Below are 17,108 nucleotides of genomic sequence, written 5' to 3'. Positions count from 1 at the left end.
CCGACCCATTCAGGTGGAGTGATGTTCCGGTGAGCAAGACGCCTTCTTCCTCCGGCAGCCGAGCCAAGGATCGCGGCACCCAGCCCCGCGAGTCGCTCGACATCGATCTCGCGCTGCAGGGCGGCGGGGCCCACGGCGCTTTCGCCTGGGGCGTGCTGTCCCGGATCCTCGAGGAGGATTGGCTCGAGATCGAGGCGATCTCCGGCACCTCGGCCGGCGCCATGAACGCCGCCGTGCTCGCTTCCGGCTTTGCCAAGGGCGGGCGCGACGGCGCGCGCGAGGCGCTCGACCGGTTCTGGCGGAAGGTGTCCGAAGCGGCGCGCTTCAGCCCGTTCCAGCGCACGCCGCTCGATGTCCTGCTCGGGCGCTGGACGCTCGACACCTCGCCGCTCTTCGTGGCGATGGACATGATGTCCCGGGTCGTCTCGCCCTACAGCCTCAATCCGATGGGCACCAATCCGCTGACCGACATCCTCGCCGAGGTCATCGATTTCGAGGCGCTCGCGACATGCCCGATCAAGCTGTTCATCACCGCGACGAATGTCCGGACCGGCCGCAGCCGCGTCTTCCGCAATGCGGAGATCACGCCGGACGTGCTGCTCGCCTCCGCATGCCTGCCGACCCTGTTCCAGGCGGTCGAGATCGAGGGCGAGAGCTATTGGGACGGCGGCTATTCCGGCAACCCGACCATGACGCCGCTGATCGAGGAGAGCAATGCGCGCGACACGATCCTCGTCCAGATCAACCCCGTCGAGCGGGCGGGAACGCCGCGGACGGCGCGCGACATCCTCAACCGCCTCAACGAGGTCTCCTTCAATGCGGTGCTGCTGAAGGAGCTGCGCATGATGGCGCTCTTGCAGCGCGAGGCGGTTTCCGGCGCGGGCGAGGGGGCACGATGGGCCCGCATGCGCATCCACCGCATCGCCAGCGACGCCATGGCCGAGCTCGGCTACTCTTCGAAGCTCAACGCCGAATGGGAATTCCTGACGATGCTCCATGACGAGGGCAGGCGCTCGGCAGAGGCATTCTACCGGGAGCACCGGGACGAGATCGGCAAGCGCTCGACGCTGGATCTCGACGAATTCACCAAGGGCGTCTGAAGAGTGTCGATGCTGAAGGATTGCACCACGCCGACAGGGCGATGGGTGCGGAACGGGGTTTGTCTATGACGAGCGGTAATGTCCACCAGGCGGCCCAGGTCGTGATCGCCACGATCCTGGTGATCGCGGCGCTTTCCGTCGCGAGCTCGGTCTTCGCGCCGGTCGCCTTCGCGCTGTTCATCATCGCGCTGGTCTGGCCTCTGCAGAAGATGCTTCAGGGCTTTCTGCCGCGGCTGCTCGCTCTCGCCGTCAGCGTCATCGTCATGACCGTCGCATTCGTCTATGTCGGCTCGCTGGTGGTGTCCGCGTTCGGGCGTGTCGGGCGCTGGATCGTTGCCGACGCCGCCCGCTTCCAGGCGTTCTACGACCAGGTCACGGTTTGGCTCGAAGGGCATGGAATCGCAGTGGCGGGAGCATGGTCGGAGGCGTTCAGCGTCGGCTGGATGCTGCGCACGGCCCAGACCGTCACCGGCCGGCTGAACAGCACGATGAGCTTCTGGCTCGTGGTGCTGGTCTATGTCTTCCTCGGGCTGCTGGAGGTCGATGATTTCGGTCGCAAGCTCAAGGGCATGCGCAACCGCGCCGCCGGCGCCTTGCTGCTGCAGGGCAGCATGGAGACTGCGGCCAAGATCAGGCGATACATGCTGGTCAGAACCCTGATGAGCGTGATCACCGGTGTCCTGGTCTGGCTCTTTGCCAGGGCCGTAGGGCTTCAGCTCGCCGAGGAATGGGGCTTCATCGCCTTCTCGCTGAACTACATTCCGTTCCTCGGCCCGCTCGTCGCCACCGTCTTCCCGACCCTGTTCGCGATGACGCAGTTCGGATCGTGGCAGGCCGTGGTCGCGGTCTTCGCCTGCCTCAACCTGATCCAGTTCGTCGTGGGCAGCTATGTCGAGCCCCGCGTCGCCGGCAGCGCGCTCTCGATCTCGCCGGCGACCGTGCTGTTCTCGGTGTTCTTCTGGAGCTATCTCTGGGGCGTGTTCGGCGCCTTCATCGGCGTGCCCATCACCATCGCCTTCCTCACCTTCTGCGCCCTGCATCCCTCGAGCCTGTGGCTCGCGGAAATCTTCGGCTCGCCGCAGAAGGACGTACCCGTTGTGGATGGCGAGCCGGTCACGCGCTGACGGCGGAAGGGCGCGGCTCGATCACGACGCGCTGCGGCTCCAGCAGCGCGATCCCGGCCTCGGCGGCCGCCAGCGTGTGGATGTAGAAGCAGGTCGGGTCGGCCTCCGTCGCCTCCATGACGGGCGAGGGGGCGGATACGATCTTCAAAGCGCCGCACCGGCCGATCCAGTCGATATGGCGGTGCCCATGCATCGCGACCATGCGGTGGGACACCGGACGCAGCAGCCGCAGCAGCCGGCTGCCGTTGATCAGCGCGGTTCCGATACGCTCCGAAAAGGCCTTCGCCGGCCGCGGATACTCGATCGGATGGTGGTGGAGGGCGAGGACCCAACGCGCCTGCGGGAATTCGCGGATGACGGCGAGGACGGCCTGCATGTCCTCCTCGGCGACGAGGCCGAGCGCGTTGGTGAAGGAGAAATGCGCTTCCGCATTGGAGTTCAGCAGGATGGCGCCGAGCCCGTCGGGCTCCGCCGGCGGCAGCACCATCGGAAAGGCATCGGCCCAGATCGTGCCGAGCCCCATCGAAAGCCGCATGCCGCCGGCATCGGCGAAGGCGGCGATCCGGTCGCGATGCGGTTCGAGCGCGCTCGCAAGGCTGCCGGCCAGCTTCGTCCGGCTCTGGTCGAAGACCCGCACGCGTTCGCCGTGCAGAGCCGCGATGGCCGAAAGCGTCCGCATCTGGCGCAAGCGCTTGCCGGGGCTGCCCGGCAATTCGAGCCGGGCGGGGTTGGCGCGATCGACGATGTTGACGTCGTGGTTGCCGGGCAGAATCAGGCTGCGCTCGGCAAGCGCGGGATGGCGCTGCATCGCGTCGAGGAATTCGGCCCATTCGGCCGAGCGTCCGGCATCGGTCATGTCGCCGGTGATGAGCAGCAGGTCGAGGGGCTCGGCCGCGTGGATCTCCGCCAGCCTGTCGAGCACTTGCAGGAACCGCTCGTTGCCGCGCGGACCGGCGCGCCCGCTCTCGATCCTGAAACCGTAGCGCTCGCCGACGACATGCACGTCCGAGAGATGCGCGACGCGCCATCGGCGGGCCGACGCCGGCACGACATCGAAGCCGCCGAGATCGCGCGGCTGATCCATGAAGCCGTCGGCCATGCCCCAGAACAACGAGGCGGCAGCCAGATACAGCGACATCACGGCGACGGCATTGGCCAGGGCCGGGACGACGAGCCGCAGCGGGTCGATAAAGTCGGCGAAGCCGCCGGACCAGCGGGTGGCCGGCCAGACGAGAGCGCACACGGCGCCCGAGACGAGGCAGCCGAGCAGACCGGCACCGATCGCGCTTCCGGCGCGCCAGGTCGCGCGCCTGTCCGGGTTTCGCCCGGCGGAGAAGAAGCGTTCGGCGAGGTGCTGCAGGCCTTCCCGGCAGACGGCATAGCCCGGCTGTACCACCAGCGCGTTGAGCGACCAGAAGCTCCTCTCCGCCATGCGAAACAGCGGGCGGAAACCGTACCAGCCGACCGTTCCGACCAAAGCGAGCAGGATCAGGGAGCCGATCCCGGCGAGCGCGGTGACGCGGCCCGATATCGACGCGACCCAGGCGGTGAGGACGAGGGGGGCCGCGCCCAGCAGCAGGCTCGGCAGCAGCGCCCCGATGACCCAGGCGAGCGCGAGCTTGGGCAGGCTGATCTCGCCGAGCAGGCTGCCCGCGATCGCGATCAGCGAATGCGTCTTGGTGCTGCTCGCATCGTCCTCGGCATCGCCGTTTCGCGGCTCGATAATCATCGGCATGGCGGCCCGGCCGGGCAGGGGGCCGATATCGGCGAAAACCTCGACTGGTGCATGCGATCTCCAAGAACCGGCGCCGGCGCGATCCGGCGGCTCCGGCCGGATATCGCGCCGGCGCCATCCTGCGCAGATCGAGCAGGCGCTCGCCAGCCGATGGAGCCGAGAATGGGACGTGGCGCACAGGACTGAGACGTCGGGCTGATGTTGCCCGGAAGGGCCGGCGCTACCTTGCCGAGGTGGATCCCAGGCATCGGCCAAGGGCGGGAGATACGATGGAGGGATCGGCCGCAGCCGACGACGTGCCGCTCTCGACGCTCCTGGCTCGGGGGCTGGGCCTGCTGCTGCTATGGGTGATCCTGATGGGCCCGGCACTGGCGGATCTGCCGGTCGGGCTCGCCGCCAGCGCCGCCGGCGTCTGGGCGAGCACGGCCCTCTGGCCGGCCGGCGGGAAGCTCTCATTGCCCGGTCTCGCGCGGTTCCTGGCTCGCTTCCTGCCGCAGTCCGTCGTAGCGGGGCTCGATGTCGCCCGGCGCGCCTTTGCACGCGAACCCGACCTGAGGCCGGGCTTCACGACCTGTCGTTCCACCATACCTGTCGGCTTGGCGCGTGACTCGGCTTGCGCCGTGATGAGCCTGCAGCCGGGCAAGCTTCCGGTCGCCGTGGAAACCGACGGCACGCTGCATATCCATTGCCTAGACCTGCGCGAGGCCGTGGCCGAGCAGGTCTCTGCCGACGAGGCGGCCTTCAACCGTATTCTCAAACCGGAGAAGCGCGATGGCTGATGTCCTGACGGGCGCAGCGCTGTTCATCCTGGCGGTGACCGCAGTCGCGCTGTTCCGGGTTCTGCGCGCCCGGACGGTCGCCGAGCGCATGATGGCGGTGCAGTTGCTCGGCACCGGCGGGGCGGCGGCGCTCCTGCTGCTGGGCGCGGCGTCAGGATCGGCGGCGACGATCGACGTGGCGCTGCTGCTCGCCCTGTTCGCGGCGTTCTCCTGCGTGGCCTTCGTTATGGGCGGGGCCGGGCAGGGCGGGGATCGCAAGCCATCGGAAGATCGGCCATGAGCGCGCTCGCGGATTTCTTCACCATCGTTCTGGTGACGGCAGGCGCGCTGCTCTTCCTGGCCGGCACGCTCGGCCTGCTGCGTTTCCCCGATACGCTGAGCCGGCTTCACGCCATCAGCAAGGCCGACAATCTCGGGCTCGGGCTGATCGTCATCGGCCTTCTGCCGCAAGCGACGAGCGTCGCAGGCGGGTTGAAGCTCGTCTGCGTCTGGCTGCTGGCGCAGCTTTCGGCCGCGACGGCGAGCCAGCTGCTCGCCAACGCCGTCTATCGCGACAAAGCCGACCCATGACGGCTCTGCTCGACCTCGCGCTCGTCGCCTGGTTGCTGGCGCTCGCGGTTCATGTCGTGGCGCAGCCGGATGAGCGCAGCGCAATCGTCGCCTTCCTCGCCTTCGGGCTCCTGCTCGGGCTCGGTTGGGTCAGACTTGCCGCCCCCGATGTCGCCTTGACCGAGATCGCCATCGGCGGCGGCGGAACCGGCATCCTGCTTCTGCGGGCGGAAGCCGCCCTCCGCGGCCGCGACAAGAATGCCGAACCGATGAGCGCAGCGGGAAAGGCGGCGGTCGCGCTGGGCTGCGCGATGGTCTCAGCCGGGCTGGGGCTGGCCGTGCTGACATTCGCCTCGCCCCCTCCCACGCTGGCTCCCGCCGCTTCGGCCGCGCTCGGCGCCACCGGCCTCGGCAATCCCGTCACGGCCGTGCTGCTCGCCTATCGCGCGCTCGACACGCTTCTGGAGAAGGTCGTGGTGCTGCTCGCCCTTATCGGAGTCTGGTCGCTGGCGCCGGATGGTCTGTGGGGAGGTGCTCCGGAGGTGAAGCCGGCCGCGGTTCCCGGGCCGATCGCCTATCTCGCGCGCGTCCTGCCACCCTTCGGCGTGGTGATCGGCGTCTACATGTTCTGGGTCGGGGCCGATGCACCGGGCGGCACCTTCCAGGCCGGCACCGTGCTCGCCGCGATGTGGCTGCTGGTGATGATGGCGGGGTTGTATCCCGCTCCCGATACGGCCCGGCCGCTGCTGCGGCTCGTGCTGGTCGGCGGCCCCGCCTTGTTCCTGGCGATCGCCTTTCTCGGCTTCGTCTTCGCCGACGCCTTTCTCGCCTATCCGGAGGCCATGGCGAAGCCGCTGATCCTGGCGATCGAGGCGGCGCTGACACTGTCGGTCGCGGCGGCGCTGGCGATGCTGGTCGCCGGCCCTGCCCGAAAGGCGCCGGCGCGATGACCGCGGTGCTGCAGCCCGGCGTGCTGTTCGGCCTGTGCGGCGCCGGGCTAGTCGGCATCGGGCTTTTCGCCGTCGTGACGCAGACCGGGCTGCTGCGCCGGATCGTCGGCTGCAACATCCTCGGCGCGGGCATCTTCCTCGTTTTCGGCGCCGTCGCGCGACGCGGCGCCGCTGCCGGATTCGACGCTGACCCCGTGCCACAGGCGCTGGTGATCACCGGCATCGTCGTCGCCTTTTCCGCAAGCGCATTGGCCGTCGCCCTGCTGAAGCGGCTATCCGAGCTGACCGACGGCGATCGGGCGGAAGCCGCCGAACGGGAGAGCGGCTCGTGACGCCGCTCGTCCACGCGACCACGCCGGGCGGCTATCTGCTGGTGCTGGCCGTGATCCTGCCGGTCTGCGCCGTGCTGGCCATCGTCGCCTGCGGACCGCGGAGCGCGGCGCGCATCGCGATGGTGACGCTCGCGGCAGGGCTCGCCATCGCCGTCGCGATCGCGGCCGAGCTGATATCGAGCGGGGCCGCGCTTTCCTATGTCGTCGGCGCCTGGCAGCCGCCGCTCGGGATCGCGCTGCGGGCGGACGGGCTGTCGGGGGCCATGCTCGTCATGACGGCGCTGGTCGTGGTCGCGGTCGGGCTGTTCGCCCGTGTCCAGCACGGGCTCGATGAAGGCGCGCGCGAAGGGCGCGCGCAGACCACCTTCTGGCTGATGCTGCTTTCGCTCTGGAGCGCGCTGAACGCGGTCTTCGTGGGCGAGGACCTGTTCAACCTCTATGTCGCGCTGGAGTTGCTGACCTTCGCCGCGGTGCCGCTCGTCTGCCTCGACGGCCGCTCGAAGACGATCATGGCCGCGCTGCGCTACCTGCTGTTCGCGCTGGTCGGCTCGCTGCTCTATCTGCTCGGAACCGGCTTGCTCTACGGCCAGTACGGCACGCTCGATCTGCTCGCGCTCTCGCGGCTGAGCCGGCAGGACCCGGCGCTTTCGGTCGCACTGGCGCTGATGATCGTCGGCCTGCTCGCCAAGGCCGCGCTGTTTCCGCTGCATCTGTGGCTGCCCCCCGCCCATGCCGGAGCGCCGGCGCCGGCGAGTGCCGTGCTCTCGGCGCTGGTGATCAAGGCACCGGTCTTCCTGATCCTGCGGCTGGTGCTCGACGTCGCCCCTCCGCAGGCGGCCGCGATCGCAGGGCAGTTGCTCGCCGTCCTCGGCGCCGCCTCGATCCTGTTCTGCAGCGTCATGGCGCTCAAGCAGGCCCGGCTCAAGCTGATGATCGCCTATTCGACCGTGGCGCAGATCGGCTATCTCTTCATCGTCTTCCCGCTCGCCGCCGGCAGCGCCGACCTGCCGCCCTGGGGCACGATCGCCTGGACCGGCGGCGCCCTGCAGCTGATCTCCCACGCGCTGGCGAAGGCGGCGATGTTCCTGGCCGCGGGCGTCATCGCCGAGGCCTTCGGCCATGACCGCATCGCCGATCTCGGCGGCTTCGGCCGGGTGCTGCCCTTGAGCGCTGCGGCCTTCTGCCTGGCCGGGCTCTCGCTGATGGGTATTCCGCCGAGCGGCGGCTTCGTCGCCAAATGCCTGCTGCTGACGGCTGCGGTGATCGGCGGCTACCCCTGGCTGGCGGCGACCATCCTCATCGGCGGGCTTCTCGCCGGCGGCTATGTCTTCCGCGTGATCGACAAGGCGCTGGCGGTCCCCACGGTTCCGGTAAAGACCCTCAGGCCGATTCCGCGCCGGCTCGAATTCGCGGCGCTCGCGCTCGCGGTCGCTGCCGTGCTGATCGGCTTCGTGCCGCTGCGCCCCTTCGGCTTCCTGCAGATCGGCCGCGACGGCCTGGCCATGGCGTTGACGCCATGACCGCCGCCGGCCTGCTCCTCGCCTCGGCTCTGCTCGTCCCGCTCCTGTTCGCCGCCTGCTGCCTATCGACCTGGTTCAGGGCCAGGGCAACGGCCGTTCTGCTCATCGCTCCTTTGCCGGCTTTGTTGGCGGCGCTATTCGTGCCCGAAGGACGCTTCGCCTTCTTCCCGACGCCGTTCCGGCTGACGCTGGTGCTCGACCAGCCGGGCGCGATCCTGCTCGGCGGCGCCGCGCTGCTCTGGAGCGCCGCCGGGGCCTATGCAGCCTCGCTCATGGGCCGCGATCCCGGCGCACCGCGCTTCGCGATCTGGTGGCTGCTGACGCTGGCCGGCAGCCTCGGCCTCTTCATCGTCGGCGACGTCGTGAACTTCTACCTGCTGTTCACGCTGGCGAGCCTCGCGGCCTACGGCCTGATCATCCACGAGCAGACCGCCCCCGCGCACCGGGCCGGCGTGATCTATGTCGTGCTCGCGCTGGCAGCCGAGGCGTTCCTTTTGATCGCGCTGGTGATGCTGGCCGCCAACCACCCCGACGCCAACCCGCAGATCCGAAGCGTCGTCGCCGATCTGCCGGCAAATCCGATGCGCAACGGCATCATCGCGCTGTTCATCCTCGGCTTCGCGCTGAAAATGGGGCTGGTGCCGCTGCATGTCTGGCTGCCGCTGGCACATCCGGCCGCGCCGACGCCGGCTTCGGCCGTCCTGAGCGGCGTCGTGGTCAAGGCCGGCGTGATCGGGCTCATCCGCTTCCTGCCTTTCGAGGCGGGCGAGCCCTTCTGGGGCGGCGTGCTGGTCGGCGTCGGCGTTGTCACGGCCTATTACGGCGTCCTCGTCGGCATCACCCAACGGCGGGCCAAGACGGTGCTGGCCTATTCCACCGTGAGCCAGATGGGGCTGCTGGCGGTGCTGCTCGGCGTCGGTCTCGGCACTGCCGACCCGGCCGCGACGCAGCTGACGGCCTATTACGCCGTCCACCACACGCTGGTGAAGGGCGCGCTCTTCCTCGGCGTCGGCATCCTGGCCGCGACGGGTGGCCGCCGGTTGAGGCTGGTGCTGCTGCTGATGGCGGTTCTCGCGCTGAGCCTCGGCGGCATGCCGCTGACCAGCGGGGCGCTGGCCAAGCTCGCGACAAAGCCGATCCTCGGCTATGGCTGGCTTGCCGGCGCGATGTCGCTCGCCGCGGCCGGCAGCACCGCGCTGATGCTGCATTTCCTGATGATCATCCGCCGCGACACGCTCGACAATCCGCCTGCCTTGCCGCCGCCCGGCCAGCTCGTGCCCTGGCTGGTCGTGGTCGCCGCCGCCTTCGTCATTCCCTGGTCGCTCTATCCCGCGATCTCTGGCGAAGCGCTGGCCACCCTGCTCCAGCCGGAGGCGCTCTGGAAGGTGCTCTGGCCCATGCTACTGGGCGCGGCGGTGATGCTGTTCGTGCAACGTTTGCCGCGGCGTCTGGGCATGATTCCCGAGGGCGACATCGTCGTCCTGGCCCAGGCGGGAGGGCCATTCGTTCGCGGATTCTCGAATGGCATCGCGGAAATCGACGCCTATCTCCGGCGCTGGCCCGTGGCCGGGCTGGGGCTGATCGCTCTTGCCATCCTGCTCGGCGGGGCTTTGATGCTCCGGGCCTGACGCCGGCCAGAGGACTGCGACGTGACACCGATCGAAAGCACTGCCCTGGTTACGGTCGTCACGATCGCGCTGTTCACCTGGAACAGGCTGCCGGTCGTCGTGGTCGCGATCGGAGCGGCGCTGGCGCTATGGGCGACGGGCGTGGTTACGCTCGATCAGGCCTTCGCCGGCTTCGGCGATCGCGCCGCGCTCTTCGTCGCCAGCCTCTTCATCATCAGCGCAGCGCTGGAGAGGACCGGCGTCACTGCCTGGGCGGGGCAATATCTGATCGCCAAGGCCGGTGCCGACGCCCGAAGCCGCCTGCTGATCATCATCATGGTGGCGGCCGGCTGTCTCAGCGCGTTCATCAGCGGCAGCGGCGCGGTCGCGGCGTTGATGCCGGTCGCGGTCATGGCGGCGGTGCGTTTGCGCCAGTCGCCATCCCAGCTCCTGATGCCGCTCGCCTTCGCCTCCCATGCCGGCTCCAACCTGCTGCTGACGGGCGCGCCGAAGAACATCCTCGTCTCCGAAGCGCTGGAGGATGCCGGCCTGCAGGGCTTCGCTTTCGCTGAGTTCGCCCTCGTCGGCCTGCCGCTGCTGGCCGGCACGATCGCGATCATCCTGTTGCTCGGTCGCCGCCTGCTGCCGCAGGAGAGCAGCGCGCGGCTGCCGGCCGATTTCAGCCGGCATGCTCAGACCCTCGTGGAGCATTACGGGCTGAGCGACGGCATCTTCAGGCTACGCGTGCGCGCAACCTCTTCCTATGTCGGCATCGCCCCGGCGGATATCGATGTCGGCGCGGACGGGCGGCTCAGCCTGATGGCCGTGCAGGCTGGGGCCTCCGGCACGCCGCTGCGCGCGCCCGCCGTTTCGGAGGGCGACTATCTGCTGGTGCGCGGCGATGCGGAGGCCATCGCGACGCTGGCCGCCGAAAAGCATCTCGCCTTGCGCGACGAGCAGACGGAAACGGGGCTGTTCAGCCGTCGTTCGGGTCTCGCCGAGGTGGTGATCCCGCCGCGCTCGGCACTGATCGGCCGCGCCCTGTTTCCCGGCATGGTCACCGATAGCGGGGATCTCGTCGTGCTGGCGGTGCAGCGGGCGGGCGTCGATCTCGACCCGGGCGATACGCTTCTGGCCGGCGACACGCTCCTGCTAGAAGGCAGTTGGGAGGCTCTCGATCTGCGTCTCGACGATCCCGATGTGCTCGTCGTCAACTCTCCCGACCTCGTCAGGCGACAGGCCGTGCCGATGGGCGCAGGCGCAGGCGTCGCGCTGGCCGTGCTGGCGTGCCTCGTCACGCTGCTCGCGACCGGCATCGTCCCGCCCGCCGTCGCCGGATTGCTCTGTGCCGGCGCGCTGATCGCCGCGGGCATCATGACCGTCGAGCAGGCCTATCGCGCGATCAACTGGACGACGGTGATCCTGATCGCGGCGATGATGCCGCTCTCCACCGCCATGGTGCAGTCAGGCGCGGCCAAGGTCGTCGCGGACCATCTGGTGACGCTGACCGGCGGGGCAGGGCCGATCGTCTTCCTCGCAGGCCTCTTCGTGCTGACGGCGAGCCTCGGTCAGGTCATGAGCAATACGGCGACGACCATGCTGGTCATCCCGATCGCCATGGCTGCCGCTGCCGGCATGGGCGTCTCGCCGCGCCCGGTGCTGATGAGCCTGTGCATCGCCGGCTCGGCGTCGTTCCTGACGCCGATCGCGACCGCGACCAACATGATGGTCATGGGCCCGGGCGGCTACAGCTTCAACAGCTACTGGAAGCTCGGCGCGCCGCTGATGCTCTGGTTCTTCGTCATGGCCGTGTTCTACGTGCCGCTGGTCTGGCGGTTTTGAGGTCGCCCGGCCCGCCGCTTCAGGCCTTGTGACCTCCGAAACGCCTCCAGGCCCACAGCGCGACGAGGACGATGAGCGAGCCGACGAAGGCCGCGATCACGTCCCTCAACGAGATCGCGATGCCGTCGAGGCTGGGCAGAAGCTGGAGCCAACGGAAGAGCAGGCCGCCAATGACGGCGCCGATCAGGCCGACCGCCAGATTTCGCAGCAGGCCGAAGCCGCGCTTGTCCCATTTGATGACCAGGCCCGCGAGGCTGCCGCCGATCACGCCGATGATGATCCAGACAATGAGATGATCGAGCGTCTGCATGCTTCCCCCTGCCGCATTCGATGAAACGAGTCCAAGCGGCGCGCTGTTCGCCCACCCGGCTGATGAAGACTAGACTCAGACCAAACGGCACCGACGGATAAACCCGCCGAACCGGTCGCGATAGATACGGCATACCGGCCGGCTACGGCGGTAGTGACGGCGATGCCAGCGGCGATAACGATGGTGATGCGGCCGGCGGTGATGATGATGCCCCCGACGCGACCAATCGATCGGCGTCCCGTCCGGCAGCCTGATATCCTGATCGGGCAGCAGGGGCGGGCTCGGCTCGGCTGGAGCCGCTTCAGTCTGTCGTGCCGGCAAAGCCGAGGCGGCGCCGGTCGCAATGGCGAACAATCCGAACAGGAATGACCGTCGTTCCATGGAACCGACTCCAAGCTCGCTTCGCGAGGAGCCTAGATCGTTCGCAGGCTGGCCGCCAACATTCATCATCGGAATAGCCCTGTCAGGATCGCGGCGACATGCTGCAGCGCGAGGTCCTTCATGCGCCGCCTGTGCCAGGCGAGATGCAGGGTGAAACCGGCCACGTCGATCGGCGGCGGAAACGAGACGAGCCCGTCGAAATCGGCCAGGACGCGCGACGGGAGCAGCGCGATCATGTCCGAGCCGTGCAGCAAGGTCGGGACCATCTGGAAGTTCGGCACGACGAAGCCGACGCGTCGCGACAGGCCGCGGCTGGCCAGCTCGATATCGATCGGGGTGCGCGTGTCGCCGCGACCCGAAACCAGGATGTGCGGATAGGCGAGCCAACTCTTCAGGTCGAAGGCGTTTGCCGCCGGATGCCCGCGCCGCATCGCGACGGCGTAGCGTTCGACCAGCAGTTCCTCGCGATAGAGATCGTCCTCAGCCGGAGGGAACACCGAAATGGCGAGATCGCTGGTGCCGTCGACCAGCGCGGCCCGGGCAGTGTCGGCGCCGTGCCAGGGCTGGATCACCACATCGATCCCCGGCGCCGAATGCTGCAGTTTCTGCTGCAGCGGCCCGATGATGAACAGCGCCGGATAATCGGCCGTGGTGATGCGCAGCGTCTGGCGGATCTCCTCAAGCGGCACGGCCGGCGGATCGATGAGCTCGGTCACGTTCGCCAGCAGCGATTTCAGGGGTGCGCGCAACGCTTCCGCCTTCGGCGTCAGCGACATCGTTCCCCGTCCGCGTTCGAGAAGCTCGTCCCGAAACAGGTGGCGGCAGCGTTGCAGCGCCGCCGAGGCCGCCGGCTGCGACAATCCCAGCCTGTCGGCCGCACGGCTGACATGCGCTTCGTCGAGCAGCGCGTCGAGGACCACCAGAAGGTTGAGGTCGAGCGATCGTAAATTCATGGATCGAATAACAGCATAGATCGATAATCGATTGGAGTAATTTCTTGGCTGACCACAGGGTCGCTCCGTCACGCAAGGAGACGACCATGACCAAGACGCTGATCCTCCTCTTCCACCGCGACCTGTCGCAATCCAATGCCAATGCCGCGCTGGCGGCGGCCGCCAGCAGGCTGCCCGGCGTCGAGATCGTCGACATGCAAGCGGCCTATCCCGGCGGGATCGACATCTTCCGGGACGGCGAGCGCGAGGCGGCCCGGCTGCTCGACGCCGACCGCATCGTGCTGCAGTTCCCGATCCAGTGGTATTCGACCCCGGCTCTGCTGAAGTCTTGGCAGGATGCCGTGCTCACCCGGATGTTCTATCTCGCCTATGAAACGGAGGGGCGATTGTTGGAAGGAACGCCGCTGATGCTGGCCGCGACCGCTGGCAACGTGCCCGAGGCCTATCGGCCGGGCGGGCGGAACATGTTCCCGATGATCGAGCTGCTCGCCCCCTTGCGCGCCACGGCCCATCGCTGCGGCCTGCCCTGGAGCGAGCCCTTCATCCTCTACCAGGCGGACAAGCTCTCGCCGGAAGCGCTCGAAGACGCTGCCGCCGGTTATGTGTCCGATCTGGAACGATGGGTCGCGGCTACCCCCACGGCCCGAACGAGAGCTGCCTGAGTCGGGGCCGTGCGATGACGAGCCGCAGCGAGCCTTCGAAGCTGGGCTGGCGGCGCAGGAAGCCGTAACAGCAATCCCAAGCGCCGGATTCGATATCCTGCCGCAGATGCTCGATCGAGGCGGCGTTCTCGGCTTCGCTCACGAAGCTCCAGGCCGAGCAGGCCGAACGCGCACCCGGCTCGAGGAAAAGCTCAGGCCGGCCGTAATAGGCCTCGTTGAAGCCGTCGCGGCAGGCGCGGGGAATCGGGACCGCGACGATCTCGACATCGCCGCCCAGTACGGCACCGATATGCCCGAGCGAGGGATAGCGCCGCGCCTCAGTCGCCAGCACCGCAGGGGCGTAATGATTGAGCCAGAAGGCCTCCACCAGCTCCGGGTCGCAGGACAGGATGACGACCGGTCCGCGCGTGACCCGGCGCATCTCACGCAGACCCGCGTCGAGGTCCTGCCATTGATGCACGGTGAAGGTCGCCATGCTCGCGTCGAAGGATTGGTCGGGGAAGGGCAGTTTCTCCGCCGTCGCATCGATCGCCACGGCGATGTCGGCCGGCCGCTGCGTCCGCATCGATGCGGAGGGCTCGACCGCGATCACATCGCGATTGCGCGGCTCGTAGGAGCCGGCGCCGGCCCCGACATTGAGGATGCGTCCGGCCGGGCCGAGAGCGGCCTCGATCAGGGCGGCAATGGCCGGTTCCGGCTGGCGGTAGGAGGCGTAGCCCAAGCCGATCCGGCCATAGTCGGCGTCGCCTGCGCTGCCATCCGCACGACGGACGCTCGCCGCCGGTTGCAGGTCACTCGTCATGCAAGGGCCTCCGCTGTGCAGCCGCCGGATATCTCGGCGCGGGGCCGATTCCCTGCCAGATGGCGCGGGCGAGGATTGCCATGATCCGCCATCGCTCGGAAAGGCCTTCGTTGTCGCCTGCCGGACGATGGTGGTAGGACACCGGTCAGACTTCAGCCGGATATCTTCAACGAGGCGCAGGACCATGTTCGAGGCACATCGCATCGACAGCACCGACAAGGCGGCATTCCATCGCGAACTCGCGGCGCAGCTCGAGGCCTTGCTCGCGGGCGAGCCCGATCCCATCGCCAACGCTGCCAACACCTCGGCGCTGCTCTTCCAGATGATGCCCGACCTGAACTGGGCCGGCTTCTATCTGATGCGCGACGGCGAGCTCGTGCTCGGCCCGTTCCAGGGCAAGCCGGCCTGCGTCCGCATTCCGGTCGGCAAGGGCGTCTGCGGCACGGCTGCAGCGCGCGGCGTCTCGGTCCTTGTCGAGGATGTGCACGCCTTTCCGGGCCATATCGCCTGCGATTCGGCCTCGCGTTCGGAACTCGTGGTGCCTCTGATCGGTCGGGACGGCGTCATCGGCGTCATCGATTTGGACAGCCCCCTGACCGGGCGCTTCGACGCCGCCGATCAGGCCGGCATCGAGAGGATCGCCGCGATTTATCTGGCCGCCTGCGGCGAGACTGACGGCGCCGCCCTGGCCAAGGCGTCCTGAGCGGCCGCGATGGCTTCGCTCAGCCTGCGCATTCAGCTCGATCCGGAAGGCCGGATCGGCCCGGGCAAGATCGAATTGCTCGAGCAGATCGCCGCGCAGGGTTCGATCTCGGCCGCGGGCAGGGCGATGGCGATGTCCTATCGTCGGGCCTGGGAGCTGGTCGAGGAACTGAACACCCTTTTCGGCAAGCCGGTGGTCGAGCGACAGACCGGCGGCCGCAATGGCGGCGGAGCCAAGGTGACCGATCTCGGCCAGGCCTTGATCACGCGCTTCCGCGCCGTCGAGCAGGCTGCCGCCGCGGCGGCGAGCGAGCATCTCGCCGCTCTTCAGGCCGAGATCGACCGACCGGCCGATTCCTGAAGACCAGCGTCGGCATTGCACTCATCGAATAGCGGATATGTGAGAACGGCGCGATCGTCGATCGGCGCCGGGAAAGCAGCACAAGCGTGCCTGCATCGAGGCTGGTTTGCCTTGACATGACCGGTCGATTCGCACAGGCGTATCGCATATGCAGCATGGGTTCTGCAAGCCTTTTTTGTAATGATTCCAATGAGGAAGCAACGGAGACCTTGATGCTCGGGATGCGCCCTTCGCACGGAGGCGAAGGCCTCCTTGAAGAGCGCAAGTCGAGAGGCTCCGGGCCGGCAACAGCCGGGCGGCTTACCTCCAGCGAAGACTGGACTGGATTATGATGCGTGCGTTTCGTCTGGTTCTTGTCGCGGCGGGCCTTTCGGCCTTGTCGGGCCTCGCCGTTCAGGCCCAGGGCCAGCCGACCCAGAATCCGCCGGCAACGACTCCGGCCCAACCGGCCCCCGCACCCGCTCCATCTCCCGCCGTCCAATCGCCTCCCGCCGCCCAGGCTCAGCCGGCCACGCCCACCAATCCCCTGCCGTCGGTTCCGTCGCAGCTCGGCATGAATCCGCCGACCACCGCGCACCCGCCGCTGACGGCCGGCGAGCCGCCCGCTCCTGCTCCGGCCGCACCGGTAGCCACGGCCGTGCTGCCGCACGACCTGTCGCCCTGGGGCATGTTCATGGCGGCCGACATCGTGGTGAAGGCCGTGATGCTCGGCCTCGCCTTCGCCTCGCTGGTGACGTGGACGATCTGGCTCGCCAAGGTGATGGAACTGGCCGCGGCGAAGACGGCCGCAGGCAGAGCCGTCCGCCGCATCGAGGCCGCCGACAGCCTTGGCGCTGCAGCCGGCGCCGTAGCGTCGAAGAGCGGAAAGCTGCGCGGACCGGTCGGAGACCTGTTGTCCGCCGCCCTGACCGAGACGCGCCGCTCGGCCGATCTCGGCGAGGACGGCATCAAGGAGCGCGTTTCCATCGCCCTGTCGCGGATCGAGGCGCGCGCCGGACGTTCCATGGCGCGCGGCACCGGCCTGCTCGCCACGATCGGCTCGACCGCGCCCTTCGTCGGCCTGTTCGGCACGGTCTGGGGCATCATGAATTCCTTCATCGGCATCAGCCAGGCGAAGACGACCAATCTCGCGGTCGTGGCGCCGGGCATCGCCGAGGCGCTGCTGGCGACCGCGATCGGCCTCGTCGCAGCAATCCCCGCCGTCATCATCTACAACGTCTTCGCTCGCGCCATTACCGGCTACCGCGCGACCCTGTCGGACGCATCCGGCGAAATCCTGCGGCATCTCTCGCGCGACCTGGAGCGGCGTCAGCGCGCGATCGCGCCGTCGCCGCGCGCAGCGTCTTCCTCTTCTTCGGCAGCCGCGTCTTCCTCCGCATCGCTCGTTCCGGCGGAGTGA

At 68.5% G+C, this 17,108-nt stretch carries 18 protein-coding genes; 14 read left to right on the top strand and 4 right to left on the bottom strand.

What is annotated here, in order from left to right; all coding sequences use genetic code 11:
- The first annotated feature begins 29 nt into the window (after positions 1-29).
- Positions 30-1,100, top strand: a complete 1,071-nt coding sequence (locus AC2FAN_RS00565) for a patatin-like phospholipase family protein (protein WP_485172333.1) — start codon at positions 30-32, stop codon at positions 1,098-1,100.
- A gap of 65 nt (positions 1,101-1,165) precedes the next feature.
- Positions 1,166-2,224, top strand: coding sequence for an AI-2E family transporter (locus AC2FAN_RS00560; RefSeq protein WP_485172332.1), 1,059 nt, complete (start codon positions 1,166-1,168; stop codon positions 2,222-2,224).
- Here the strand turns inward: AC2FAN_RS00560 and AC2FAN_RS00555 are convergent.
- The gene (locus tag AC2FAN_RS00555; RefSeq protein ID WP_485172331.1) at positions 2,214-3,959 is read right to left on the bottom strand and encodes a metallophosphoesterase family protein; all 1,746 of its coding nucleotides are present in this window, start codon (positions 3,957-3,959) and stop codon (positions 2,214-2,216) included. The genes AC2FAN_RS00560 and AC2FAN_RS00555 overlap by 11 nt on opposite strands.
- Positions 3,960-4,228: 269 nt before the next feature.
- Between AC2FAN_RS00555 and AC2FAN_RS00550 the strand changes: the two genes are divergently transcribed.
- The 8 genes from AC2FAN_RS00550 to AC2FAN_RS00515 are packed head-to-tail and all read left to right on the top strand — an operon-like array spanning position 4,229 to position 11,538.
- Positions 4,229-4,738 carry a Na+/H+ antiporter subunit E gene (locus AC2FAN_RS00550; protein ID WP_476806700.1) on the top strand — a complete coding sequence of 170 codons (510 nt, stop codon included), beginning with the start codon at positions 4,229-4,231 and terminating at the stop codon, positions 4,736-4,738.
- A complete protein-coding gene (locus AC2FAN_RS00545) occupies positions 4,731-5,018 on the top strand; it encodes a monovalent cation/H+ antiporter complex subunit F (protein ID WP_265053353.1) in 288 nt (95 codons plus the stop codon). The genes AC2FAN_RS00550 and AC2FAN_RS00545 overlap by 8 nt, the downstream gene beginning before the upstream one ends.
- The gene (locus AC2FAN_RS00540; RefSeq protein WP_485172330.1) at positions 5,015-5,308 is read left to right on the top strand and encodes a cation:proton antiporter; all 294 of its coding nucleotides are present in this window, start codon (positions 5,015-5,017) and stop codon (positions 5,306-5,308) included. Before AC2FAN_RS00545 ends, AC2FAN_RS00540 begins: the two co-directional genes overlap by 4 nt.
- Positions 5,305-6,237, top strand: coding sequence for an MnhB domain-containing protein (locus tag AC2FAN_RS00535; RefSeq protein WP_485172329.1), 933 nt, complete (start codon positions 5,305-5,307; stop codon positions 6,235-6,237). Before AC2FAN_RS00540 ends, AC2FAN_RS00535 begins: the two co-directional genes overlap by 4 nt.
- Complete coding sequence (locus tag AC2FAN_RS00530; RefSeq protein ID WP_476806703.1) at positions 6,234-6,569, top strand: NADH-quinone oxidoreductase subunit K; 336 nt, start codon at positions 6,234-6,236, stop codon at positions 6,567-6,569. Before AC2FAN_RS00535 ends, AC2FAN_RS00530 begins: the two co-directional genes overlap by 4 nt.
- The gene (locus AC2FAN_RS00525) at positions 6,566-8,089 is read left to right on the top strand and encodes a complex I subunit 5 family protein (RefSeq protein WP_476806704.1); all 1,524 of its coding nucleotides are present in this window, start codon (positions 6,566-6,568) and stop codon (positions 8,087-8,089) included. The genes AC2FAN_RS00530 and AC2FAN_RS00525 overlap by 4 nt, the downstream gene beginning before the upstream one ends.
- On the top strand, positions 8,086-9,717 hold the full coding sequence (locus AC2FAN_RS00520; RefSeq protein WP_485172328.1) for a proton-conducting transporter transmembrane domain-containing protein: 1,632 nt from the start codon (positions 8,086-8,088) through the stop codon (positions 9,715-9,717). Before AC2FAN_RS00525 ends, AC2FAN_RS00520 begins: the two co-directional genes overlap by 4 nt.
- A 21-nt stretch (positions 9,718-9,738) precedes the next feature.
- Entirely contained in the window at positions 9,739-11,538 is a 1,800-nt protein-coding gene (locus tag AC2FAN_RS00515; RefSeq protein ID WP_485172327.1) for an SLC13 family permease, read from the top strand.
- A 19-nt stretch (positions 11,539-11,557) separates the two neighbouring features.
- On the opposite strand, the gene AC2FAN_RS00510 is transcribed toward AC2FAN_RS00515, so the two are convergent.
- A complete protein-coding gene (locus AC2FAN_RS00510) occupies positions 11,558-11,848 on the bottom strand; it encodes a GlsB/YeaQ/YmgE family stress response membrane protein (protein ID WP_485172326.1) in 291 nt (96 codons plus the stop codon).
- A gap of 446 nt (positions 11,849-12,294) precedes the next feature.
- Positions 12,295-13,182 carry a LysR family transcriptional regulator gene (locus AC2FAN_RS00505; protein WP_485172325.1) on the bottom strand — a complete coding sequence of 296 codons (888 nt, stop codon included), beginning with the start codon at positions 13,180-13,182 and terminating at the stop codon, positions 12,295-12,297.
- Positions 13,183-13,268: 86 nt separating this feature from the next.
- Between AC2FAN_RS00505 and AC2FAN_RS00500 the strand changes: the two genes are divergently transcribed.
- Positions 13,269-13,844, top strand: coding sequence for an NAD(P)H-dependent oxidoreductase (locus tag AC2FAN_RS00500; RefSeq protein WP_485172324.1), 576 nt, complete (start codon positions 13,269-13,271; stop codon positions 13,842-13,844).
- Here the strand turns inward: AC2FAN_RS00500 and AC2FAN_RS00495 are convergent.
- Entirely contained in the window at positions 13,813-14,646 is an 834-nt protein-coding gene (locus tag AC2FAN_RS00495) for a methyltransferase domain-containing protein (RefSeq protein ID WP_485172323.1), read from the bottom strand. The genes AC2FAN_RS00500 and AC2FAN_RS00495 overlap by 32 nt on opposite strands.
- 184 nt (positions 14,647-14,830) lie before the next feature.
- Between AC2FAN_RS00495 and AC2FAN_RS00490 the strand changes: the two genes are divergently transcribed.
- The 3 genes from AC2FAN_RS00490 (at position 14,831) to exbB (ending at position 17,108) form a co-directional block, all read left to right on the top strand.
- The gene (locus AC2FAN_RS00490) at positions 14,831-15,349 is read left to right on the top strand and encodes a GAF domain-containing protein (RefSeq protein WP_476804904.1); all 519 of its coding nucleotides are present in this window, start codon (positions 14,831-14,833) and stop codon (positions 15,347-15,349) included.
- Between the two features lie 9 nt (positions 15,350-15,358).
- Positions 15,359-15,709, top strand: a complete 351-nt coding sequence (locus tag AC2FAN_RS00485) for a winged helix-turn-helix domain-containing protein (protein ID WP_476804905.1) — start codon at positions 15,359-15,361, stop codon at positions 15,707-15,709.
- A 328-nt stretch (positions 15,710-16,037) separates the two neighbouring features.
- Positions 16,038-17,108, top strand: a complete 1,071-nt coding sequence (exbB, locus tag AC2FAN_RS00480; protein WP_476804906.1) for a tonB-system energizer ExbB — start codon at positions 16,038-16,040, stop codon at positions 17,106-17,108.

Source organism: Allobosea sp. RIT-PG3_2 (assembly GCF_057321085.1).
Note: the sequence above shows the minus strand (reverse complement) of the source record. Positions and strands in the feature narration are given on the sequence as shown.

Bases quoted from the DNA above. Each gene is read 5' to 3' on its own strand.
- AC2FAN_RS00560 (WP_485172332.1), top strand. From the start codon at position 1,166: ATGACGAGCGGTAATGTCCACCAGGCGGCCCAGGTCGTGATCGCCACG.
- AC2FAN_RS00555 (WP_485172331.1), bottom strand. From the start codon at position 3,959: ATGCCGATGATTATCGAGCCGCGAAACGGCGATGCCGAGGACGATGCG.
- AC2FAN_RS00550 (WP_476806700.1), top strand. From the start codon at position 4,229: ATGGAGGGATCGGCCGCAGCCGACGACGTGCCGCTCTCGACGCTCCTG.
- AC2FAN_RS00545 (WP_265053353.1), top strand. From the start codon at position 4,731: ATGGCTGATGTCCTGACGGGCGCAGCGCTGTTCATCCTGGCGGTGACC.
- AC2FAN_RS00540 (WP_485172330.1), top strand. From the start codon at position 5,015: ATGAGCGCGCTCGCGGATTTCTTCACCATCGTTCTGGTGACGGCAGGC.
- AC2FAN_RS00535 (WP_485172329.1), top strand. From the start codon at position 5,305: ATGACGGCTCTGCTCGACCTCGCGCTCGTCGCCTGGTTGCTGGCGCTC.
- AC2FAN_RS00530 (WP_476806703.1), top strand. From the start codon at position 6,234: ATGACCGCGGTGCTGCAGCCCGGCGTGCTGTTCGGCCTGTGCGGCGCC.
- AC2FAN_RS00520 (WP_485172328.1), top strand. From the start codon at position 8,086: ATGACCGCCGCCGGCCTGCTCCTCGCCTCGGCTCTGCTCGTCCCGCTC.
- AC2FAN_RS00510 (WP_485172326.1), bottom strand. From the start codon at position 11,848: ATGCAGACGCTCGATCATCTCATTGTCTGGATCATCATCGGCGTGATC.
- AC2FAN_RS00505 (WP_485172325.1), bottom strand. From the start codon at position 13,182: ATGAATTTACGATCGCTCGACCTCAACCTTCTGGTGGTCCTCGACGCG.
- AC2FAN_RS00500 (WP_485172324.1), top strand. From the start codon at position 13,269: ATGACCAAGACGCTGATCCTCCTCTTCCACCGCGACCTGTCGCAATCC.
- AC2FAN_RS00495 (WP_485172323.1), bottom strand. From the start codon at position 14,646: ATGACGAGTGACCTGCAACCGGCGGCGAGCGTCCGTCGTGCGGATGGC.
- AC2FAN_RS00490 (WP_476804904.1), top strand. From the start codon at position 14,831: ATGTTCGAGGCACATCGCATCGACAGCACCGACAAGGCGGCATTCCAT.
- AC2FAN_RS00485 (WP_476804905.1), top strand. From the start codon at position 15,359: ATGGCTTCGCTCAGCCTGCGCATTCAGCTCGATCCGGAAGGCCGGATC.
- exbB (WP_476804906.1), top strand. From the start codon at position 16,038: ATGATGCGTGCGTTTCGTCTGGTTCTTGTCGCGGCGGGCCTTTCGGCC.